18 protein-coding genes are annotated in these 21121 nt (G+C 43.1%); 6 read left to right on the top strand and 12 right to left on the bottom strand.

Annotated features, from left to right (window positions below; all coding sequences use genetic code 11):
• Positions 1-387 precede the first annotated feature (387 nt).
• From ACM0OZ_RS34050 to ACM0OZ_RS34030, 5 genes are all read right to left on the bottom strand, one after another.
• Positions 388-2154, bottom strand: a complete 1767-nt coding sequence (locus ACM0OZ_RS34050) for a hypothetical protein (RefSeq protein WP_414587253.1) — start codon at positions 2152-2154, stop codon at positions 388-390.
• Entirely contained in the window at positions 2151-2852 is a 702-nt protein-coding gene (locus ACM0OZ_RS34045; RefSeq protein ID WP_414587260.1) for a hypothetical protein, read from the bottom strand. Before ACM0OZ_RS34045 ends, ACM0OZ_RS34050 begins: the two co-directional genes overlap by 4 nt.
• A 10-nt stretch (positions 2853-2862) precedes the next feature.
• On the bottom strand, positions 2863-3687 hold the full coding sequence (locus tag ACM0OZ_RS34040; protein ID WP_414587252.1) for a hypothetical protein: 825 nt from the start codon (positions 3685-3687) through the stop codon (positions 2863-2865).
• A 1047-nt stretch (positions 3688-4734) separates the two neighbouring features.
• Positions 4735-5790: a hypothetical protein gene (locus ACM0OZ_RS34035; RefSeq protein WP_414587251.1), complete on the bottom strand. Its 1056-nt coding sequence runs from the start codon at positions 5788-5790 to the stop codon at positions 4735-4737.
• Positions 5791-5814: 24 nt separating this feature from the next.
• Positions 5815-6729: a hypothetical protein gene (locus ACM0OZ_RS34030; protein ID WP_414587250.1), complete on the bottom strand. Its 915-nt coding sequence runs from the start codon at positions 6727-6729 to the stop codon at positions 5815-5817.
• A 120-nt stretch (positions 6730-6849) separates the two neighbouring features.
• Here ACM0OZ_RS34030 and ACM0OZ_RS34025 point away from each other — a divergent pair, with 120 nt between their 5' ends.
• Positions 6850-7104, top strand: a complete 255-nt coding sequence (locus tag ACM0OZ_RS34025) for a hypothetical protein (RefSeq protein WP_414587249.1) — start codon at positions 6850-6852, stop codon at positions 7102-7104.
• A gap of 237 nt (positions 7105-7341) precedes the next feature.
• Here ACM0OZ_RS34025 and ACM0OZ_RS34020 read toward each other — a convergent pair whose 3' ends face one another.
• From ACM0OZ_RS34020 to ACM0OZ_RS34000, 5 genes are all read right to left on the bottom strand, one after another.
• A complete protein-coding gene (locus ACM0OZ_RS34020; protein ID WP_414587248.1) occupies positions 7342-10089 on the bottom strand; it encodes a hypothetical protein in 2748 nt (915 codons plus the stop codon).
• A complete protein-coding gene (locus tag ACM0OZ_RS34015; RefSeq protein ID WP_071838426.1) occupies positions 10037-10414 on the bottom strand; it encodes a hypothetical protein in 378 nt (125 codons plus the stop codon). The genes ACM0OZ_RS34020 and ACM0OZ_RS34015 overlap by 53 nt, the downstream gene beginning before the upstream one ends.
• Before the next feature lie 14 nt (positions 10415-10428).
• Complete coding sequence (locus tag ACM0OZ_RS34010; protein ID WP_414587247.1) at positions 10429-10986, bottom strand: hypothetical protein; 558 nt, start codon at positions 10984-10986, stop codon at positions 10429-10431.
• Positions 10987-11617: 631 nt separating this feature from the next.
• A complete protein-coding gene (locus ACM0OZ_RS34005) occupies positions 11618-12670 on the bottom strand; it encodes an IS200/IS605 family accessory protein TnpB-related protein (RefSeq protein ID WP_414587246.1) in 1053 nt (350 codons plus the stop codon).
• Between the two features lie 76 nt (positions 12671-12746).
• Positions 12747-13118, bottom strand: coding sequence for a hypothetical protein (locus ACM0OZ_RS34000; RefSeq protein WP_414587245.1), 372 nt, complete (start codon positions 13116-13118; stop codon positions 12747-12749).
• Positions 13119-13198: 80 nt separating this feature from the next.
• Between ACM0OZ_RS34000 and ACM0OZ_RS33995 the strand changes: the two genes are divergently transcribed.
• The gene (locus ACM0OZ_RS33995; protein WP_414587244.1) at positions 13199-13438 is read left to right on the top strand and encodes a hypothetical protein; all 240 of its coding nucleotides are present in this window, start codon (positions 13199-13201) and stop codon (positions 13436-13438) included.
• Positions 13439-13959: 521 nt separating this feature from the next.
• Positions 13960-14295 carry a DUF4870 domain-containing protein gene (locus ACM0OZ_RS33990; RefSeq protein WP_414587243.1) on the top strand — a complete coding sequence of 112 codons (336 nt, stop codon included), beginning with the start codon at positions 13960-13962 and terminating at the stop codon, positions 14293-14295.
• A 156-nt stretch (positions 14296-14451) separates the two neighbouring features.
• Here the strand turns inward: ACM0OZ_RS33990 and ACM0OZ_RS33985 are convergent, their stop codons facing one another.
• Complete coding sequence (locus ACM0OZ_RS33985) at positions 14452-15132, bottom strand: Uma2 family endonuclease (RefSeq protein ID WP_414587242.1); 681 nt, start codon at positions 15130-15132, stop codon at positions 14452-14454.
• 549 nt (positions 15133-15681) lie between these two features.
• Between ACM0OZ_RS33985 and ACM0OZ_RS33980 the strand changes: the two genes are divergently transcribed.
• From ACM0OZ_RS33980 to ACM0OZ_RS33970, 3 genes are all read left to right on the top strand, one after another.
• Positions 15682-17268: an alkaline phosphatase D family protein gene (locus tag ACM0OZ_RS33980; RefSeq protein WP_414587241.1), complete on the top strand. Its 1587-nt coding sequence runs from the start codon at positions 15682-15684 to the stop codon at positions 17266-17268.
• 304 nt (positions 17269-17572) lie between these two features.
• A complete protein-coding gene (locus ACM0OZ_RS33975) occupies positions 17573-17887 on the top strand; it encodes a GMC oxidoreductase (RefSeq protein WP_414587240.1) in 315 nt (104 codons plus the stop codon).
• 68 nt (positions 17888-17955) lie between these two features.
• Complete coding sequence (locus ACM0OZ_RS33970; RefSeq protein WP_414587239.1) at positions 17956-18528, top strand: nucleotidyltransferase family protein; 573 nt, start codon at positions 17956-17958, stop codon at positions 18526-18528.
• A 447-nt stretch (positions 18529-18975) separates the two neighbouring features.
• Here ACM0OZ_RS33970 and ACM0OZ_RS33965 read toward each other — a convergent pair whose 3' ends face one another.
• Positions 18976-21036: a ribonuclease catalytic domain-containing protein gene (locus ACM0OZ_RS33965; protein WP_414587238.1), complete on the bottom strand. Its 2061-nt coding sequence runs from the start codon at positions 21034-21036 to the stop codon at positions 18976-18978.
• Positions 21037-21121 lie beyond the last annotated feature (85 nt).

Here is a 21121-nt window from a genome sequence, read left to right as displayed (position 1 = left end):
GTAATTACAAGGTTTTCAGCTTAAGTTGATACCCATGGGCATTGTTGATTGGTGTCAACAATCACGTTCAAACGTTTATTGCACGTTGATTTACCCCACCCCTTAATCCCCTCCCCTTGCTAAGGGGAGGGGCGGTTTTGGCGCAAGACAAAACCGGGGTGGGGTCTTACTTTTCACTCTTATCTGGAAAACCTCTCTCCTGCTTTTTGAGAGGCTTTAAATTCTCCCCCTTCCCTAAAAGGGAAGGGGGCTGGGGGGTTAGGTTTAGCGTTGGTTTTTCCACATGACGTGAAAAGTCAGGGTGGGGTAAGGCGCGGCTAACAAAATGCTCTACTAATAGTCATTTTTGATACTAAATGGTCTAACTTAATTACTACAACACATAACCTAAAACCGCGTGATTTTATTGGCATAGACTTCAACTTCTGTACCAGCCTCCAAGTGCCAAATATTACTTTTCATCATCTCTTGGGTGGCTTGGTTGTTGCGATTGTTAAGCTGAGGTACCATCGCCTTACTAGCGCCTTCTAAAACTGCAGCAGGGATGTTTCTTTGTTGATCGGTTTCTGAATAAGAGTAACAATCATTACTACTAGTAGTAGTAGTAGTACCATTAATAGTAGTAGTAGTATTATTAGGTTCACATTGCCTTCTAAGTTTTGTCTCAGGACGGTTAAGTATATCTCCTACTTGACCGAGACCCCCCAACAAACCTGAAAATGCATCATTGGCTGCTATCTTTCCGGATTTGTCAGGATATTTTCTAGCAAGTAACGGTCTTCCCCCAGGTCTGCGAATTTTTATTGCATCCGGAGGTAGGCGAATTTCTGTGATATTGCCGTTATTTTGGAAATTCACTGAAACTACAGAGAGTTGTACCCATCCGCCTTCGGAAATTTGCTTAATTTGAGCTACTAATTCAGTATTTTTAGGAAGTGCGATCGCCCCATCTACAGATTTCAATGGTTCCCTCAAACGCACCACAAATTGACTGTCATCTTTATTATTATTGTTATTACTACTACTATTATTAGTCCCTGGTCTATTTGCTTCTCCAGCGATATCAGCCGCTAGAACAGCTTTAGCCTTGGTTCCTATTGCGATCGCTTTACCACCATACTGTTTTGTCTGGTTTGAGGCTAGTGATTGTTCCTGAGGATTGGTTGTTGTGTTTGTTCTATTTGGAAGAGGTTGTCTAGCCCTGGTATTGAGTTCAGAAGCTAAAGGAGCTGGAGGAGAACTGGCTACCTGTGGTACGGTTGGTGTTGGAGTTGGTGTTGGAGTTATTGATCTATTTGTTGATAGAGCTTCTCCTACATCCGATGGCATTGGGATTGGGGTGAGTTCTGGTACAGAGGTGAGCTCAAATGTTGCGTTTGGAGTAGCAGTGACTGTTGGTTGAGGAGTAGGAGTCGGAGTAGCCCGAGGAGGCTGAGGAGGCGGAGTAGGAGTAGGTCGCGCCTGCGCGACACGTTGAGGAACTCTGACGATTCGTTCGACAACGCGAGGTACGTAAACAGTTCGTGCTGGAGTAGGTACCCTTTGTACCACCACGCGTGTGACTGGTTGTGGCTGAGATCTTGTTCGTGTTGGAGTTGGCGTCGCGCGAGTTGGAGGACGTACAGTTCTCAACTGTAGTTGCGCTGCTTTCACAGCCTTTGCTTGTTCAGCTAATGCAAGTTTTGTTTTTAAGATCTCAATTTCTTGTTCCGGTTTTAATTGTTCTGTTTTGTTCAATTCATTGGTATTCTGGGTTATCGTTGGCGCAATTTTTCGCGGCTGTTTGTTATTTCCACTCATTAATTGAGAGAGAAAAATACCAGCTATCACAACCCCAGACAGGGTAGCAGCACCCACCACAGCTACCTTGGCAAAAGGATTAGATGAGAATCGTTGTTGTGTGCGAAGTGAGGATGGATGAGACGGCGGTACTTCGTCATTACTAGTAGCATTACTATTACTAGCAGTCTCGGAAGCACTGCTTTCTTCTTTGGATGGGGGAATTTCTTCTTCTAAACCAACCAAATTTGCCATCCGCTGATGCCAATCTGATGATTGTCCTTCTTGCTGTTGACGAAATTTTAATTCAGCGTCTGAATTTTCATAATTGGAGGAATTGTTAGACGGTTTTTTAGGGCTTGGGAGTTGAGTCATTTCTGTACCTCCATCATTTTGTTGGAACAGCTTTTATCATTGATATCACAAATATTAGAAATTTCTAGCCTCGCTTCGTTGAGGCGGTATATTGCTGAGTCTAGAGGATTTTGTGGATTGGGTATGCTAAGTGCTTGTGTATCTAATGCTCGAATAAATATTTTTTTATTAAAAGGAATTGTTTCCCCATTTTTGTTATTATAACCTGCAAAAATCAATCGATTAGCAGCTATGTCTACTTGCCATTGACCATCAGCTATTTTCTCTGGCTGAGAAATACTGCGAACTAATAATACACTTTCTGCTCCCACGGGATTCACCAAAACATTTTTAGGAATTCCTTGAGCAATTTCAGCTTGAACTTTTCGCCTAATATCACCCGTTAAAAGTTCTGAAGTTGTTTGCCAAACTGTTTGTGGTGGTTGTTTGTCTGACCAAGTAAACATCATGGTCATTGTTTCACCAACGAAACGCCGAATTGTTTCTGGATTGCGTTCTAAATTTTCTTGGGAATCTACTGTTATGGCACGACCATCAACAAGTTGCACTAAACTTTGTGGTAAATTACCACTCAGCCTTTTCAACAGAGAACTATGAAACATCAGCAACAATATGGTAAACACATGCAACCCAAATGTTGCAACAACGAATATGGAAAGAATATTAGTTTTGTTGTTTTTTGGAGTAAATAACATTATTATGTCCTACCTATCTTGTAAAGCTGCCAGAATTGGGAAGGTCGCTACAGCGTTGTAACCGAGTTTGCGGCGAAGAATCATAGGGATTGGTTAAACATAAATCGCTGACTTCATAAATTTCTAGCTTTTGGTCACGGACACTATAAATAGCTTTTTGTACTGGAGTAATACTGTTTGCTAGGGGATGATCAAAAGAATCTACTGCGCGTACTAAAAAATCTTTATTAAAAGGAGTTAGTAACTTTTTATTATCACTACGTCTCACCTGTACTATATTAGCAACCATACCAACTCGCCACCGACCAGGCGCGATTTTTTCAGGAGGATAAACCCGCTGGATAGCTAACTGCGCTGTTAACGCTTGGTTCTTGTTTTTAGAAAAAACTTCTGGCGGCGTCATATCCGCAATAAGTGCCAAGAAACCTTGGCGAAAATCTTCTGAAAGTCCAAAACTCGCTACCCAACTACTTGTAGAAACTCTTTTCGTGAGATTTTGTGACGTACTAATAAGTATTCCTGCATCAGCTTTGGGGTTAGTCACGTCTTCAACCGTTGCTGCTGGAAGTCTTCCAGACCAGTCGAACATAGCAGCCATTGTCTTACTAACAAATTGGCGAATAGCTTCAGGTTCTCGTTCAAGAGTGTTGGTTTGAGGTACTGCTTTACCATCAACGAGTTGCACGAACGTAAGGGGCTTTCTTTGACTAACTTCGTAAATACGCAAGCCTTGAAATAATAAAAAAATCACGGTCACAAAATGCAAACCAAAAGTAAAAATAGTAAATATCGTTAAAAGATTGACTGCTGATTTTCTTTCTTGTATAAGCCTTGTCATACTTCCAGTCACCTCCGGGTTATTTTATTCTTCCTCTATTCGTCAACAACTCAAGTTCCACAGTATCTGTAGGGTGGGCAATGCCTACCACATCTGGGTTATATCTGGGTTTTGGTAAGCATTGCCCACCTTACGTGTATTTCTTTGTTGTAATAGCTTGGTCATAGTTTCAGTCACCTCCGGGTTATTTTATTCTTTCTTTATCTGCCAAGAACTCAAGTTCCACAGTTAATAGCTTAAATCGGTTTTCAATTGAATGGATTACAATTTAATTTTCTTGTGGGATGGGCGTCTCGCCCGTCTTAGATTTAGGGCGGGCAAGATGCCATTGGTGTCAATTTAAGCCAAAACCCTTCTAAAATCTCGTTTCCAGGTAGAACCTGGAAATGCGCTTTAAGCGGCTAGTAACGCAAGTAAGGGAGGCAGCAGCCCCCCAGTAGGCATTCCCAGCCTCAGGCTGGGAACGAGGCATATTCCCAGTCAGAGATTGGGAACAAGGGATCGGTTTTAAGTGACTATAATTCTGAGTCTCACTCCGTTTTAAGTAGGAAGCTGTAAATACACGAAAGTTCGTAGTAAGGGCTTCAGCCCTTAAAATTATTGCTTTGAGCGCTAAAGCGCTTACTACCAAGCAAAAGTGCATTTTATGTTTAATTTCACCCACAGACTTAACAGACTTCCACTATGAGACTCCTAGCAAAAGTATGATTGAAAGATAGACATAACCACAGATGCACACAGATTAACATAGATAACTTATCTGTGTGCATCTGTGTCCATCTGTGGTTTTATTTTCATAAATTTGACTTTTCTAAGAGGTTTATTAGCCCTACAATTTCTTCCAAAGTGTTGTCCATAAAATGAAATCGCCCTACAATTCACCTCCTGATATTTTAAACTTTTGTAGAGACGCGCCATGGCGCGTCTCTACAGCCATGGCGCATCTCTACAGCCATGGCGCGTCTCTACAGCCATGGCGCGTCTCTACAGCCATGGCGCGTCTCTACAGTTATGTACACAGGTGTCATGCTGCATCTCTACAGACATCTAAACTCTTTCCTGCACCCACACAGCAGTATTACTTATAGCATTAAAAACTGCAAATCCTCCAGCAGCAGCCAAACCTAAAGACATAATCGGTGCTAAAATTCCTAACAGAATCATAAACCACATTAAGTCTGGATCAGCATCGAGATTTTGCGCTGGACCATTCATAATTACAGCCGCTGATACCGCAGCAACAATATTGAAAGAAATCTTGGCAATACCAATAGCCAACAATCCAGTCAGCCAGGCAAAAATCGGTTTACCAGCGACAGGGAGCAAAGACCCTCCCACAGCTAAAGGTCCTAAAGCTGCTATCAGTAGCATTGTCACTTCTATTAAATTTTGAAAAGCAGATTGTGAAGAAACTAAAATATTTTTGATAATAGTTTGGGTTGTGGAACCCAGTAAAGAGTTAAAAGCTAATTCCGCTGGATTACCACTAATAGTTATCTGATCGACTTTGACAGCAAGTCTATCTATCCAAAGTTGTCCACCGTAAGAATCTCTGTATTGCCCCAAGAGAACATTAATTTTTTGCTGTGCTTGCTCGAAACACTGATATTGTTGTTGACCAGTGAGGGACTGACAAGGACGCAGTAAACCACCAACAACATCTTCAGCAATACTCATATTCAGTGCTTGCTGATAAGTTTGATTGACATCGGCTGCTTCTACAACTTGCTGATTGATTGTGTTGACAAAATCTCGTAATCCCAAAGTTAAATTAGAGAGTACAGTGCCGTTGCCAGGATTGGCTAACAACAACACCACTACGAAGGGCCAAATCAAAGCAGATATGGGACGAGAATATTCATTATCAAGCACATCTTTTAGCCACTGCGCCATGAAAAAAAGCAAAGTTCCTACGGCAAAGAAAATACCCAGGTTTGTAAGCGCACCGTATAAATTAGTGTTAGTGTTAGTTTGCAATAAATCAATCCACTGTTGATCCCAACCATCAGCAATGCTTTGTGCAGTTTGGACACCATTCGTTAAAACATCATTGGTGCCATTGGTGCCAATTTGAGCAAAAATATTGAAACCAGAAAACCACATTTTTCTACCATTAATTTATCTTGATTACTGTCCTGGCTCAAGCACAGGAGGAGGACTATTTTCTGAGTCAGGAGGATTATTTTCCGAGTCAGGAGGGGGACTTTCCAAAGAAGGAGCGGCACTGCTTCTTCTAAACAAATCTGTTTGAGAAGTGACTCGTAAAAGTCGCGCGACTTCTGCCGCTGTCTCTACTCTTCTGGCACGGTTGGTATCTTCATTCTGCTGTGAAATATTTGCCAAATTCAAGTTAGTATACTGCAAATCATTTTGTGATTGGATGCTTCTCCCTAGCATTTCTGCCATTAACTTGGATTGGTCTTTTTGAATTTGTATGCTTTCAAGTTGTAATTGTGCTAATGCTAGCATTCCTCTAGCTTGGGCACCCGTAAGATCGTTACTACTAGGTACAGGTGGTGGTATTTGTTGAATTTTCGCTTGCGCTTCTTGGTAAGATTTCTCGGCATTCCTGACAATATTCTGAGTCGCTTCTAACTTATCTTTTAAACGAACTTGTCCATCCGCCCCTAAAAGAGTCTCGGCAGATCCACGGATTATATAACGGTTAATTTCATTACTAACAATCGAGCCATATATTGCCGGATTCGTTTCAAATTTATCTGAAATCGAATTGTCAACTATCTGATTGCGGATAGATTCAGGTGCAGCAACAGGGTTGGGAAGATCAAGGCTCCCTGAATAATCTGTGATACCTAATTGTATCTGCACCTCAAGAGGCTGAAAAGTTTTAACACTATTGTTATAATTTGTAAGATAATCTCTTAAATTAGCCGCATAAGAGTCAAAATCATTCTTAATTTGTCCCAGATCTCCTGTTCCCAACACTTCTTCCAATTGTTGTGCTATGGCTGGCAAGGTTCCTAAAAATGCCACAGCAAAAAGAGAAGTCATGATGATTTGAGATTTGCCAAATTTACGCATAATATCACCTTCGTTTGATGACTTGTTATTTCCTCGGAACCCCACCCCGCCTACGGCACCCCTCCCCGCTTGCAGGGAGGGGACGTTGCCTCGTTCCCAGCCTCAGGCTGGGAATGCCTAGTGGAAGGCTCTGCCTGCCTTAACAGCGGCAGAGCCGCTTCAAGGGCATTTCCAGGTAGAACCTGGAAACGAGATTTTAGAAGGGTTTTGGCTTTTGCCTCGTTCCCAGCCTCAGGCTGGGAATACCTACTGGAGGCTCTGCCTGCCTTAACAGCGGCAGAGCCGCCCCCACCGCATTTCCAGGTTCTACCTGGAAACGAGATTATTAATTTACGAGGCTTGCCTCGTTCCCAGCCTCAGGCTGGGAATGCCTAGTGGAAGGCTCTGCCTCCCTTAACAGCGGCAGAGCCGCCCCCACCGCATTTCCAGGTAGAACCTGGAAACGAGATTATTAATTTACGAGGCTTGAAAATCCTATTTTTACATGGCTCCTCCCTCTCCTTATAGGAGAGGGAGGCTGGGAGGGAGAGGTTAGACGTGGGGTCTTGGTATATTATTATCAATTTCTCTAAAATGATTGTGATAATTTTTTTGGAATTTTACCTCCTTAGTTTAATGTCCGCGAATTGAGCCTATCAATTGACGCGCAAAATGAGAAACAGCCTCAAATTTATCGCCATATTGCTGCATTGCTTGATTACGTGAAGCTTGTTCATCAGGGTTGTTCGCAACGACGGCTAACTGTTCATAACCAGGATAGTAACGGCAATAAGTAAAAACGCCGTTGTCATCAAGCAGCCACTGGCTGTAAATGTCTTCTTTACGGGGGAAAAAGCTTTCTGATGCGTTGCGAGCGATAATTTCGCGGGGATATTTCAAGATTTGCACGAAACTATCAACCGCAACCGGTTGAATGCGCCCAATTAATCTTGTTGATAGGTTTTGCAGAATCTTGGATGAGGCTCTGGATTTGGCAATGGTATCCGGGTCTTGTGCTGATAAGATAACTCTTACACCTGCTTTCGCTCCGTTCGCGCAAAGTCTACCCACCAAATCAGAAATTTGGTCGAATTCAAACAGAATTGGTGCTTCATCGATAAAGAATATCGAAGCGGGACTACTCAAGGCACGTCGCAGTGCTGCTGAATAAGCACTCAAGGAGAGCAGCGCCGCATCTTCGCTATCTGATAAGTTTCTCAGTGCAAAAACCAAAAGTTGAGCGTCAGTCGGAAAGCTGGAAGGTGCAGAAACAGCTTGTCCTACACGGCTTTCCAGCCAGAAGCGCAAACGCAGATTTATAATTTCGAGTGCATCATCAATTCTGTCACCTGCGCTATACAAGTTAAGCTGCTCGCGCGAACAGAAGTGAAGAAAATCTCTTAAAGTCGGGGTTTTTTGCCACGCTTGGGTACCAAACCCTCCTTCTATAGCTGCTTTGTATCGCTTTTGAATCCCCTCGTCAGCAAAGAAGGCATTCAAAGCCAAGTTGACAACGGAACGCACGGTTTGCGTCAGCAGTTGATTGCCGCTTGAGGAACCGAGTACCATTGTCATCAAGGCAGACTCAAGAAATGCGACGTAATCTTGCAAGCGTTCGCGCTGTTCTTCTACACTTAAAGAACGCAAGTCTGGCTGTTCAAATAAATTATTTGATTGTTTGGAGATATCAAAATAAGCTCCTTTCTCCCCAACAAATGCTGTATAGTCGGTGAAAGTAGAAGTACCATCCGGTTTGGGGAAATCCAGCGCGACTACTGGCATATTATGTGCCAAAGCCTGGGTCAAAATCCCTGATACCAACACTGATTTACCAGCTCGAGTTGTGGCAAACAACGCGAGATTCTTGTGCTGGTTAAATAAATCTAAATGTATTGGTGTTCCCCCTTCGTCAGCAATGAGTTCAAAACCTCTTTTGTCGCCTGCTCTAGTTGTCACCAAAGGTATCAATCCCCACACTTCATTTGTGAGATACAATTGACGACGGTTAAAGGGTTTCGCTAACAAAACGTCCCAAACAATTGGCAGAGTTTGCAACCAAATTTTCCAAGCATATTCCGTTTCTCTAATAACTTGTGCCGGACGTTGAAAACAGTTTTCTATATACCTGCATGCTTCGTCTAATTTTTCCAAACTTTGACGATGCACCAAAATAGCCGTTCCTGTATTGATCGGCAACGCACCTTCATAAATTTGTTCTTGCGCTGCTACAGATTTCCTCAATTTTAATTGCGCGGCAACATCAATCGTATTCCCTTTTTCTTGTGCTACCTTTGTTGTCACATTCGACTGCTTGAGTACCCGCTGTAAGGTCGTTTTCACTATGGCAGGATTCGCCGCCGTCAACTGACAAAATATTTCCGTATCCACAATCGCATCTCTGGCAATAAGTTCCCACAGATAACGCAATTGTGAAGTTTTATTCTGCCACCCTCCCGGTTTTTCTAGAAATGTCATCACGCCAACATAGCGATTTTTCAAATTCACCCATTGACGGTCAGCAACAGGTACGTTTGACTCCATCAACAATGTGGTGCTGTGGATATTTTCTAGCAGTAACTTACAACTCGATAAGTCTGAATAAATTTTTTCTTGCAGTCCATTTTCATCTAAAACAAGTAACTGGGGTATCTCTATTGCTTCAGTCTGGTTAAATCGTCCCCAAACTTCTTGCCACAATTCTGTAGCTGTTAATGCTCTAATATCTAAACCCCATTTGTTAGATAAAATTTGTTCCCAGCGCCGAAATCCCTCAGTATAAGCATTAGAAATAATAGTTTCTAGTCGGTGATTTTCCCTTTCTGCTGTTTCTCCCTTAAATTCATGCCACCAAGATTCTGCTTTTGCCAACAATTTTTCAATCCAATCATCAGCCCCTTTCGCATCCGGTTCTACTGTATAAGTCACGTACACGCGCAGAAATTTCGGTTTACGGACACCAGCGCGAGTCAACTGTTGGGTTCTGGCTCTCTCAGACGTGAGCAAATATTGTATGCTGGGCGATGAGGTTTTTTGTACAAGCGATGCAAGTTCTTGTTGGCGTTTTGTATCTGAAGAAAAAGACCCCAAATGAAAAGTCACTCTCTCCTCGCCTGGAAGGTCTTTTAAACCAGCTTCTATATTGTTACAAATTGTATCTATTTGCTCGCTTCTTAAAGTCGTATGAATGCCTTTGCAGTCAAATCCAAAAACAAAGCAAAACCTATCTCTTTGACTCCCTTTTGCCAAAATGTATGCACCAACATCCCTACCATCAACTGCAACACGCAGCATTGTGGCAAGATTGAGAGCATCTTCAAAAGGTGTTAACCTATTTACTTGACCTGCGATGCCTACGCTTTGTTTTCCTATTTTGTCTTTCATACCGAAACTCTAGAAAGCTTTTATAACGAGCAGTGCCTCTTGTCCAGGTCGGAACACCCATAAACTTGCTCAAAAATCGCCAACTTCTGCCCCCACTTAATATCCACCAAGTTGCCATTCCCCAGCCAGCAATTAAAATAGTCCACAACCATTTCTGCCATTCATCGGGAAAGAAACTCCCAAAAAAACCATTCACAATGAAGTAGGACAGTAGAGCAATAATCGCCCAAGGAAAGATTTGGTCAGCAGGAATTGGTCCTAGGGAAGGTTTGGCTCCTAGTATTTGGTTGACGGGTCGAAATTCTTTGTCTCGGTCTTCAGCCATATGAATTCTCTGACTTAGCCAATGATAAAAGATGTCAACACATCAGCAATGGTAACAGCAATAACTACTAACAGGGGTGTTCTGGCAACAACTTGCCAATCTTCATCTTTACGAACCGCGTTAATAACGCCGATCAGGGCAACAGCGATATAGAGTAAGTAAAGCGCTCGTAAAACGTTAAACACCAAACTTATTGCGGCAGTAGAGGCAGCCCCTTGTTGCGAACCCTGAGTCAATGTGTTTTTGAAAAAGTTTTCTGCTTTGGCGAAAAATTGAGCTGCTGCTGGATCGCTAAAGTAGTCTAGCCAAAATAAACTGAGAATTGCTGATAATGCCAGAGTTTGCAATAATATCAGCCACTGTTTAGGTAAACCTATCTGTTGTCCTATTCGCCCAATGATTGCTACACTTATGCTTCCCACAACCAAGCAAAATAGCAGAGCGGGACTTTTCCAACAAATCACTGTTAAGAAAACAGCACAAGTCAGCAAAAATGACACAGATGCCAACAAATCAGTGAACAGGTCTTTTACTCGATACAGTGCTTCCCTAGATGTAGATTTCACAGGCATGGACTAACTTTCCTAACTTTCCTAAGTTCTTTTAAGAGAAACAACTTGACTTTCTATCACTGCTATAACTCTTTAGATAATGTATCATTTAATTCCAGAAATACTTTTGCCTTACCACGATTGACTATCGCACCCTTTATACTGTATAATTTTATACATGCATAAAATATAGAACGAACCAATGGATAATATAACACACCTAAGAATAATTGTGTGTTGATAAATACGATTATTGTTTTTCAATCTGACATGAAATAATAAACAAAATATAGATATGTCGCATAAACTAGGGAACGATTTTCATTAATTCACTTTTTATTTTATCAAAAATTACTCTTTTTGTTAAAATAAATACAAAAAGACTGTTATTAATTCTTATATTACCTTGTCTTAACTTAAACGTTATAAGTTGCCATCATCAACTGCGTACACCAGAACAGATGGCTACTTACATTTTCATCTTTCTCTGTATTATACGAATTTTGCTTTAAGAGTTTTTGAGGCAGAACTCGTATTTACAGCAATTATTTTTTAATTTTATAGGTGGGAAAAATTTAATCATTGCCTAGAGTTTCGTGGAAAAAGTTTAGGGCTTTTTTGTACTTTCTTTGTCTGATATAGGAATCCGGTTTTATTTTGGAAAAAATTTAAGTATTTGTAGTGTATTTGAACGCACCCCACCCAAATCAGAGATTATGGGTGGGGATTCTTTCGCTACGAAGCTAAGCCCCATAACGTCCCCAGCGTTATCGGCGTTCTCGATTTGTTCGTTGAGCTTCCGTCTACGAACACTAAGCGAGAAGGTTGTGTCGCCCATAATCACGCAGTACCAATACCTTGAAGCGATATTGTAGGAGGCACTAAGATCGGCGTTGTATTGTTTACCTGAAGCGAACCGAGCAACAGAGTAATTCGTCTTACTACGCCGTACCTTTCCACTCCCGTCATAGGCATACTTACTGGTGTATTTGGGGTTGACAGTTTTAACAATCCCTCCCAATTCTGCCCATCTCTGAGTTAGTGTCTGTACTATTTTACGGTGACACCAGAGATGGAATTTCTGTTTAGTCAAGGATTTTTTACGACCTGCCTTAGCTTTCCAACCCTGAAGGTTTTCTAATACAATAACCTTGACGTCGTGTTCTTTGGCAAAGTCGAAAATACCTTTACTAACTTTTCTTGCAATCTCCAAATTAATGTTTGAAGATTTGCGATACATCCCCTTACAAAAACCTTTGGTAAGTTTCGAGTCCTTTCCTATCCTTGCTTGGGTTGTATGAGCCTTGTGAGCTATCATCATGCGTCGTTGGTTCCTTCGGTCTATGTCTCCAGCGGGATTGATAAATGCACGAGCCTTTACAGTACCGTCACGACCAACGATGGCGCAGGTGGCAGCATTGTTAATACCTAAATCAACGCCGCAAACGTAGTTTGACTCCTCCTTTTGCACTTTTAAAACTTTGACAGGCATAGATAGCTGACAAGTATTTTTGTTGACCACTAATGCTGGAGACTGTATCTCGTTTCCAACAACAAGGTGTCTGTTATTTCCATGTCCTTTGACCGGGATTTTATTAATCCACACCCAGTCCGTGCCATTCCAAACTTTGATATCTACCGAACTATAGTTTAAGCCATAACGAACTTGATTACCTACATACAAAGCAGGGTAAGTGTTGCACATAGCGGTCAGCTTAGGAGGTCTAGCTTGTCGCTTTGATCTGATACCCAATTGCCATTCCCTGTAACGGGTTTGGAAGCTAGATACTATTCCAATAGCGCGACTCTATTGCAGCTCGTCTCAAATAGCTTGGAAATTTGCGGAACGATGGATGCTTGTCAATTACTTTTTGATAATAATCATGCTTAGGAGTTAGGTTGTCCGCTGTTTTGTGGATCATTTTCTCCACAGCGTTAACCTTGTCCTTTGCACTCAAGTCAGCAAGGTTCACCCATTGAGCATTAACAATTAAGACAAGAGGTTTGAGAAACTTACGGTATTCCTCAACGGTTATAACTAATTGACATTTCTCCTCTGGTCGCGCAATCAAGTCCCACACATCAGTCCGAATCATTTCCGACTTTGAAGACTTCTTTTTATTTGATTTACGCTTCTTTGATTTATTGCTCACGGGTTCGACCTTCCCTTGACTCATTGCTCTTTATCTTATACCTTAGAGCTAAGGTAGTCAACGAAATGGATAAAATTTTTATGCCTATTACGGAATCGGGTAAGGACTGGCAGAAAAGAAATCGTGGAAAAGCCGCACAGTACGTTGCTAAATATGCACAGTCTAGAACTAAAGTCAGTTTTTATCTAGAAGACTGGATAACTAAAGAAATAGCTCAGGTGAAAGCCCCTGAGCAGACTTATGGTAATTGGATTAGGTTGCATATAGAAGAGTGGGCACGAACAAGGCAGTCTACTGATGTCGCACCTGAAAATAAATAACGTTGCTTCGCCTTTTATACTGGCTTTCGCTAACCCCACCTAAAATGTAGACATCTTTTTTGTATTTTTAGGTGGGAACTGCGCGAAAGCATTTTTGTTCAAAAATCAAATAGGAATCCTATAAGATAACTTCCAATACGGTTCGGTTCGCTTGTTTATCGCGCTGGTTCTCCCTAACCCCCCATGAATTGGCAGGGCTGTTTCATTCCCTAAGGCATCTATGCACAACCTGGATAGGCATTAATTTAATTTATTTATGCCTCATTATCTACTCATGGTCGATAAACTAACCGTATTTTTGCTACTGAATTACAATTTTGCATAAATGGGCGTGAAAAGCAAGAGAAAGTGAAACGATTTACAAAATTTTCCCGTAAGTCTGAAAGCCCTTGAGCATCACTCGGTTTTTGCACCCTAATCTATAAGACAGCAGAGGACATCTGTCGCACAAGAAAATTAGAATTAAGTAGTCGTCAACACTAGATGTGATTCATCACGTCTACATAACAGGGGGCTATGGTATGGAACAGGTTACCCAACGCAGGCTTTTATCAGCGTTATGTCACGGAGCAATCTTTTTTAGCTCGACAATTGTGTCTATTGGCATACCCATTGCAATTATGTTGACTACCAACGACTCAGTTGTCAAACAAAATGCCAAAGAATCGCTTAATTTCCACATAAATCTTTACATCTATGCAATTGTATTTGCATTGCTGATTCTTGTGGCGATTGGTATTCCACTGCTGGCTATATTGGCAATTGTGAGTTTTTTAATGCCAGTTCTTGCCATTCTTCACGTTCTTGATGATCCTGACTCGCCCTACCGCTACCCGTTTATTTTCCGCGTCGTGTAGTGGAGAAGCAAAAAAACGTAATTTTTCTTTTGATTATCGTAAATTAAAGGGTTTAAAACTCCTTCGTCTATACCTAGTCTCAGTTTCAGTCGGGGTTGAAATCCAAGGAGTGAAACTGTTTTCAATTTTGAATTTTGAATTTTGAATTTTGAATTGTTAATGTGGTAATTCCCCAAATTGCTCTCGATAACGAGCTAGCATCGATTCGAGTTGGGTAGCACGTTGGCGTTCTTGTTCTGCTTGTTTCTCTGCTTCTCTTAGCGCCTCAACTAACTCATCAGGAACTAACAATTTCTGTCCATTATCTAAGCGGTAAAAGCCAATCAATTTTTCTTCCACTGCTAAACGTAGTTGCAAGGGTTCGCTTTGATTATCGGTGATGGCTACATAACTATCTCCCCGCAATCGATACCCCTGTAACTTCTGTTCAATCCACTCTCCCTTGGGGTCAAATAACCAATCTTCCTGTACTTCTAATGCTTCGTACAGGTTTTTCTTAGTGTTTTTGTCCTCGTCCTGAGTACTTTTTGATGTCATTTCAAAAATGACCTTTGGGACTTGTTTCTCTTCCCAAATTTTGTAATTGTCTCGTCCCCCTGGTTCTACGTCATAAATAATCATTACATCAGGAGCAACGCGCAATTTTGGAAAACCTTCGGCATAATACAAAAATTGGTTTGCTAAAACTGTAGCTCGACTAGCAAGTAGGTATTGTCTGAGGACTTCTAGGGTAGTTAATATGGCGTAGAGATGGTCGTATGTTTCTGTTACAGGCTTTCCATCACTGTTTGGGTAAACAATTCCAGATTTGGAGGGGGTAGGGACAACAGCGGTCATCGTTGCACTTCCTCAGTGTTATTTTCCTATTTTATTAAGAAGAACTCAGAACTCAGAACCCAGAAATCAGAAATCAGAACAAGTAGAAGAATTTTAAAGATTGCTCAAGGGTTTGATTTAGTTTTTTTCATGGCTTTTTTAGCACATAAATGCGATCAGATGGTGTGATGAATGCGCCTGTTGCAGCTGAGTTTTTAAGTTTTATGGAAAATTTGATTAAGCCTATATTAACTATACCTTTGCTAAAAATTAATGTTTGAATGGTAAGTTAAACTCGGCAAAGTAACAGTTGACGCTTTGGAGTGGCAAACAAATCTCACAGTTTCCGTACTGCGGATAACAGGATAAATATTACCTCTACAACTCTAACAAAATAGCTTGGCTCTAGCATTGAATCCAGGTTTGGGTTATTGACATAAATAACACTATATGATTTATGTCAAAGTTGGGCTATGGGGGTATTAATTGTGGAGTTTGCCAAATATCACCCTGCCTTTTTTGTGTCGCCTGTTCCTCTGCCTTGATTTGTTAGTTAGTCAGGGAGTAAGGATGTTAGACTACCGGAATTTTGAGCGGTTTTTGTACAGTCGAATCAAGCGACGCAATTTAATTATTGGGGCAGGAGCATTGACTGGTTTGGCTATTGCCAGCCAATTCCAGCAACGAGCGATCGCCCAAGTCCCATTTTCTAGTTATCCTTTTACACTCGGTGTGGCATCGGGTGAACCTTATCCAACCAGCGTGGTGCTTTGGACTCGTCTGGCTCCTGAACCCTTGAATGGGGGCGGAATGCCAAATGTCAATGTGCCAATTCGCTGGGAAGTGGCAACTGATCCCAACCTGAACAATATAGTAGCAAAAGGCACCGAGATTGCCATTCCAGAATTAGCTCACTCGGTTCGAGTTGTTGTGAATGGGCTGAAGCCTGACACATGGTACTGGTATCGTTTCACATCAGGCACGGAAGAAAGCCCGATTGGTCGGACTCGTACGGCTCCTCAACCAAATAGCGACTTGAGTAAATTTGCCTTTGCATTTGTCTCCTGCCAGCATTATGAGCAAGGGTACTACACGGCATACAAATACTTGGCGCAGGAAGATATCAGCCTGGTGGTGCATACAGGTGACTATATCTATGAGGGAGGAATCACAGCAGGTCGTGTCAGACAGCACAATGGTCCTGAAATTGTGACTCTAGAGGATTATCGTAACCGTCACGCCCTCTACAAGACTGATCCCAATCTGCAAGCAACTCATGCGGCGTTCCCTTGGATTGTCACTTGGGACGACCACGAGGTGGAAAACAACTACGCCGGTGCTATCTCAGAAGTTGATAATGAACCGGATCAAGACCCCCAAGTCTTTCTACAGCGGCGGGCAGTTGCTTATCAGGCTTACTACGAGCATATGCCGCTACGACCCTTCTCGAAGCCCGAAGGACCGGATATGCAACTTTTCCGTCGGCTTTCCTTTGGGAACTTGGCAACCTTTCATGTGCTAGATACGCGCCAGTATCGCACGGATCAGCCTTGTGGAGATGGCACTAAAGAACGCTGCCCAGAGAACTTTGATCCAGAAGCAACGATTCTTGGCAAGCGTCAAGAAGAATGGCTATACCAAGGTCTAGATCGTTCAAAAGGTCGCTGGAATATACTCGCTCAGCAGGTTCCTGTTGCTCAAAGAGACTTTACTCCTGGAGAAGGTGCAACTTTCAGCATGGATAAGTGGGATGCATATTTGGCTTCGCGCGATCGCCTGCTGGGTTTCTTAGAACAGCGCAAACCGTCTAATCCAGTTGTCTTGACAGGCGATGTGCATTCCAACTGGGCAATGGATTTGAAGGCTGACTTTAATAAACCAGAATCCGCTACAGTTGGCAGTGAATTCGTTTGTACCTCGATTACCTCCGGTGGAGATGGGGCAGATACGAGTCCCACAGTTGAAGCCTACTTGCCGGACAACCCGCACATTAAGTTTTATAACGGTCAACGCGGATATGTCCGTTGTGTGCTTACTCCCGCAAGTTGGCAAACAGACTATTTAGTCTTGTCAGACGTGACAACCCAATCTGGCACGATTAGTAACCGTGCTTCATTTGTGGTTGAAAACGGTCGTCCAGGAATACAGAAAGTCTAATCGATTGAGAATCGCTCTATCCTTCTGTAGGGGGAAGATATGCTTTCATCCCTCCCCCTCCTCGCATGCGGTGAGACCAGTGCTGCAGGAGGGTTTCCCGACAGCAGGCAACTGGCGTTCGCGTAGCGTGCCGAAGGCATACCCGAAGGGGGAGGGGGTTAGGGGGTGGGGTTCATTTGTGGTTGAAAACGGTCGTCCAGGAATACAGAAAGCCTAGAAGAATTGCTGCGTTTCGTTGTAAGAAAGCCGCTATCACATCTCGAAGGGATATGATACCGGCTTTTTTTGGCATAATTTTGGCAAATTGGCAACCTACTTATTGCAACTGGCTGGTCTAAAAGCCCGCAAGCTTGACATTGCGGTTGATTGGGACATCGTGCGTCAGGAAATCGCTGGTCAGAAGACTCAACCGCTTGATTTTAGTGCCACAGCTCACCCGCTTGGCGGTGCAACAATTGGGGAAGTATGCAACACTTACGGGCAGGTTTACGGCTATCGTAACTTGTTTGTTGTTGATGGTTCGTTCATCCCAGGCTCGACAGCCTGCACTAACCCCTCGTTCACTATTGCTGCTTTAGCGGAACGGAGCATGGAGCGCTTTCTCAACCGGAGTGCTTAACATCAAAAAATATAAGTTTCAAAAGCTCGTAGCGGCGAAGTTTCGAGTTTTGAGTTATTTTGTAGTTTATGAATACTGCCACTCGCCTACAAATACTCTTAGCCGATTCCCCTATTGGCAATGTATTACCTGCGATCGCTCAAATTAACCTTCCTAACTGGTGGTTAGCAGGTGGTGCTTTACGAAATACTGTTTGGAGACAGATCTTTGGCGATTGCGCGGAGCGCAGCGCCCTAAAGGGCGATCGCTGTCAATTAATCATCAAAGATTTTGACATTGCATTTTTTGATGCCGAGGGAGACCGTTCCCAAGAATTAGCAGCCAAGTCCACCCTCACAGAACAGTTTCCTGATTACCTATTTGATGTCAAAAATCAAGCGAGTTTTGCTCGTTGGCGTTCTGGTCGCAGAACATACACTAGCACAGAGGATGGCATCACAAACTGGTTGCACACCGCTACTGCTGTGGGTGTGAGGCTAGATGCACAAGGGCAATGGCAATTTTTCACCCCCTATGGCTTGGATGATTTATTTGCTGGCATTATTCGACCCACACCAGCACATACCAATAACCCAGATGCAGAACGCAAGGCGGCTGAGTTTTTGCAAAAATGTCCTTGCTTACAGCGCTTATTCTTATGATTAGACCACAAATCGTAGGGTGGGCATTGCCCGTAAAAACCGGGTGTACATTTGAGATATTGGTGAGCAATGCCCACCTTACAGAAAACCGGTGTAAGGCTGGCATAAGTCAATACGCTTGGTGATAAGGCAAGATCCCCCCTAACCCCCCTTACTTATAAACGGGGGGAATGTAGCCCCCTTTTTAAGGGGGTTGGGGGATCTTTAAGGATTAAGACCACTAACACCAACCGTATTGTGGCATAAGTGGTTTTTGTTGATGCAAGCGTTAGCAACTTAGGAAAAAACTATCTATCCCGCAAGCGGCGTCACCCAAGAAGAACGCTAACGCATTTTATACTCCAATACGATGCAGCAATGTAAAGAGGCGTCATGGCGCGTCTCTACACCAAATCAGAGTAAAAATCCTTAACTCAACTGTATTACCTTATACTTACAGAAAGCAGCTTAATTCGCTGCAGGTTGCGCTTCTTGATAAATGATTTCCTGAAACTGAATCACATCTTTATGTGGATCAGCGTGAAAGACTTTAACTAACAGCTGTTCGCCCAACTTCACAGAACGTTTAAATAACATTGGCAACTGCAAGCCCAAATCTTCTAGCAAAATCAGAGCTAAGCCACTGTCTTCTCTCAACCACATCAGCACTGTTGCTTCCCAAATTTCCTCAGGATGACGGCGTAGATACTCTAAAGCCCAATATCTATTCGTTTGCCGTTCTACCATTGTCACTTCTTGGGTGATTGAAGAGACGGTCATCATGACTTCTTTCAATTGTTCTGCGGAAAAGGGCAGAATTTCACCGCGTAGATGAGCTTTAAGTTGAAAGTGAGTGAGCAAATCACTATAGCGACGGATGGGGGAAGTGGCTTGGGTGTAAGTCTCTAAACCTAAACCAGCATGACGCACGGGGGTAATGCTCATTTCGCTCTTGGGCATACAACGCCGCATAGCACAGGCGCGGACGAACCCTGCTGGCAGCTGTAATAATTCCTGCTCAGGAGGTAATTCCGGCTGTGGCTGACCGCGAAAGGGTAACGGAATGTTATGCTTTTGACCGTAACGAGCCGCAACTTCACCAGCAACAATCATCATCTCAGCTACCAATTGCCGTGCTGTGGAGTCTTCTAAGACTTCAATACTAATATCATCGCCTTTGACTTTGATCATTGCCTCCGGCATATTGATACTGATTGCTCCTTGGGCATACCGCCAAGTTTTCCGTCTTTGTGCCCAATTGGCGATCGCCGCAATTTCTGATTCCGCCTGCACGCCCAAATCCAACATTTCATCGACATCTTCGTAGGTTAGGCGATAAGTCGGTTTAATAAAACTTGGATGAATGCTATAATCTTTTACTGCCCCAGTGTCATCTAAAACAATCCCAAAACTCAGGGCACAACATACCTTTCCCTGCACCAGACTCATTGGTCCTGTTGCTAGAACCTCAGGGAACATAGGAACCATGCCTGTGGGCAAATAAACTGTACTGCCTCGCTTTCTCGCGTCTAAATCTAACTCATCTTCTGGTATCAACCAACGCGTAGGATCAGCAATATGCACCCACAACCGCTCTGTGCCATCGGGAAGTAATTCCCAACTTAGACCATCATCTATCTCGGTAGTACTTTCATCATCGATTGTATACACCTTCAGATGGGTCAGATCCAGGCGGTTGACATCTTGATCCGGCGGATGTGATTCCAATCGCTGTTGCGCCACTTCTAATACCTTGCTAGCAAATTGTACGGGAATTGACGAACGACGCAGAAATAAGTTCTCGTGCGGACTCCAGCAACCCAAGTCTACTAACAATTGAAAGGCTCCTTGCGGGGTTGCGGGGCGTCCCAGCATATTCATCGTTTCCAAGACTAACGCTGGGGGAGGATAGGCGCGAGCGAGAGAGTCATAGTTTAACCCCACACGTATAATATCGGCAAGTAGCGCCGCATATTTTTCCAGGGCTTCCAAGCGGTGGCGGTCGTGGCGTTGCCACTCTACTGGTTCACCCCTGAGCGCTTGTTCTACTCTAGCGAGAAATTCTTGCTGTCCCTTAGCTTTTAGCGCCTCTATCTCAAGCTGGTGTTTGCGTTCGGCTACTTGAGATGCGCTCCGTGGCTCGTAAGCGTCTCCCTTCTGCTTAAAGTAAATTTTATCATCTGATAACAAATAATACGCAGCGTAGCGATGAGGTGGTTCTGATTCTGAAAACAGCAGATTTGCCATCTCGGCTGGCGTCACTGTTTCCCCACCTTCTACCAGTAATTCCCAAGCTACCTCTAAACTGGAGGGGTCTAAATAAGGCTTTACCTGCTCCAGAAACTCCGGGATCTGCGAAGGCTTGTAGGGTTCCCCAGTCACGGTATAAGTGATTTGCCGAGGTGCGAGACTCTGGGATTGACCCCGTTCATCTACCACAAACATACGAGCTTTGCCGTCTGGACGGTCTACTACACCCAAACGGCGATCGCTACCAACTCGAAATTCAACTAGCGTCCCCTTCTCCACAAGCCTTGCAATCTTTGATATGCGTGAATTTTGATTTTTTATTTCGCTGTTGAGTTACGAGTTAGGAGTAAATAACTCATCACTC

Origin of the sequence: Scytonema sp. PCC 10023, from assembly GCF_963920835.1 — a bacterium.
Lineage (GTDB): Bacteria > Cyanobacteriota > Cyanobacteriia > Cyanobacteriales > Nostocaceae > Kalymmatonema.
This window is presented reverse-complemented; position numbering and strand designations above follow the sequence as displayed.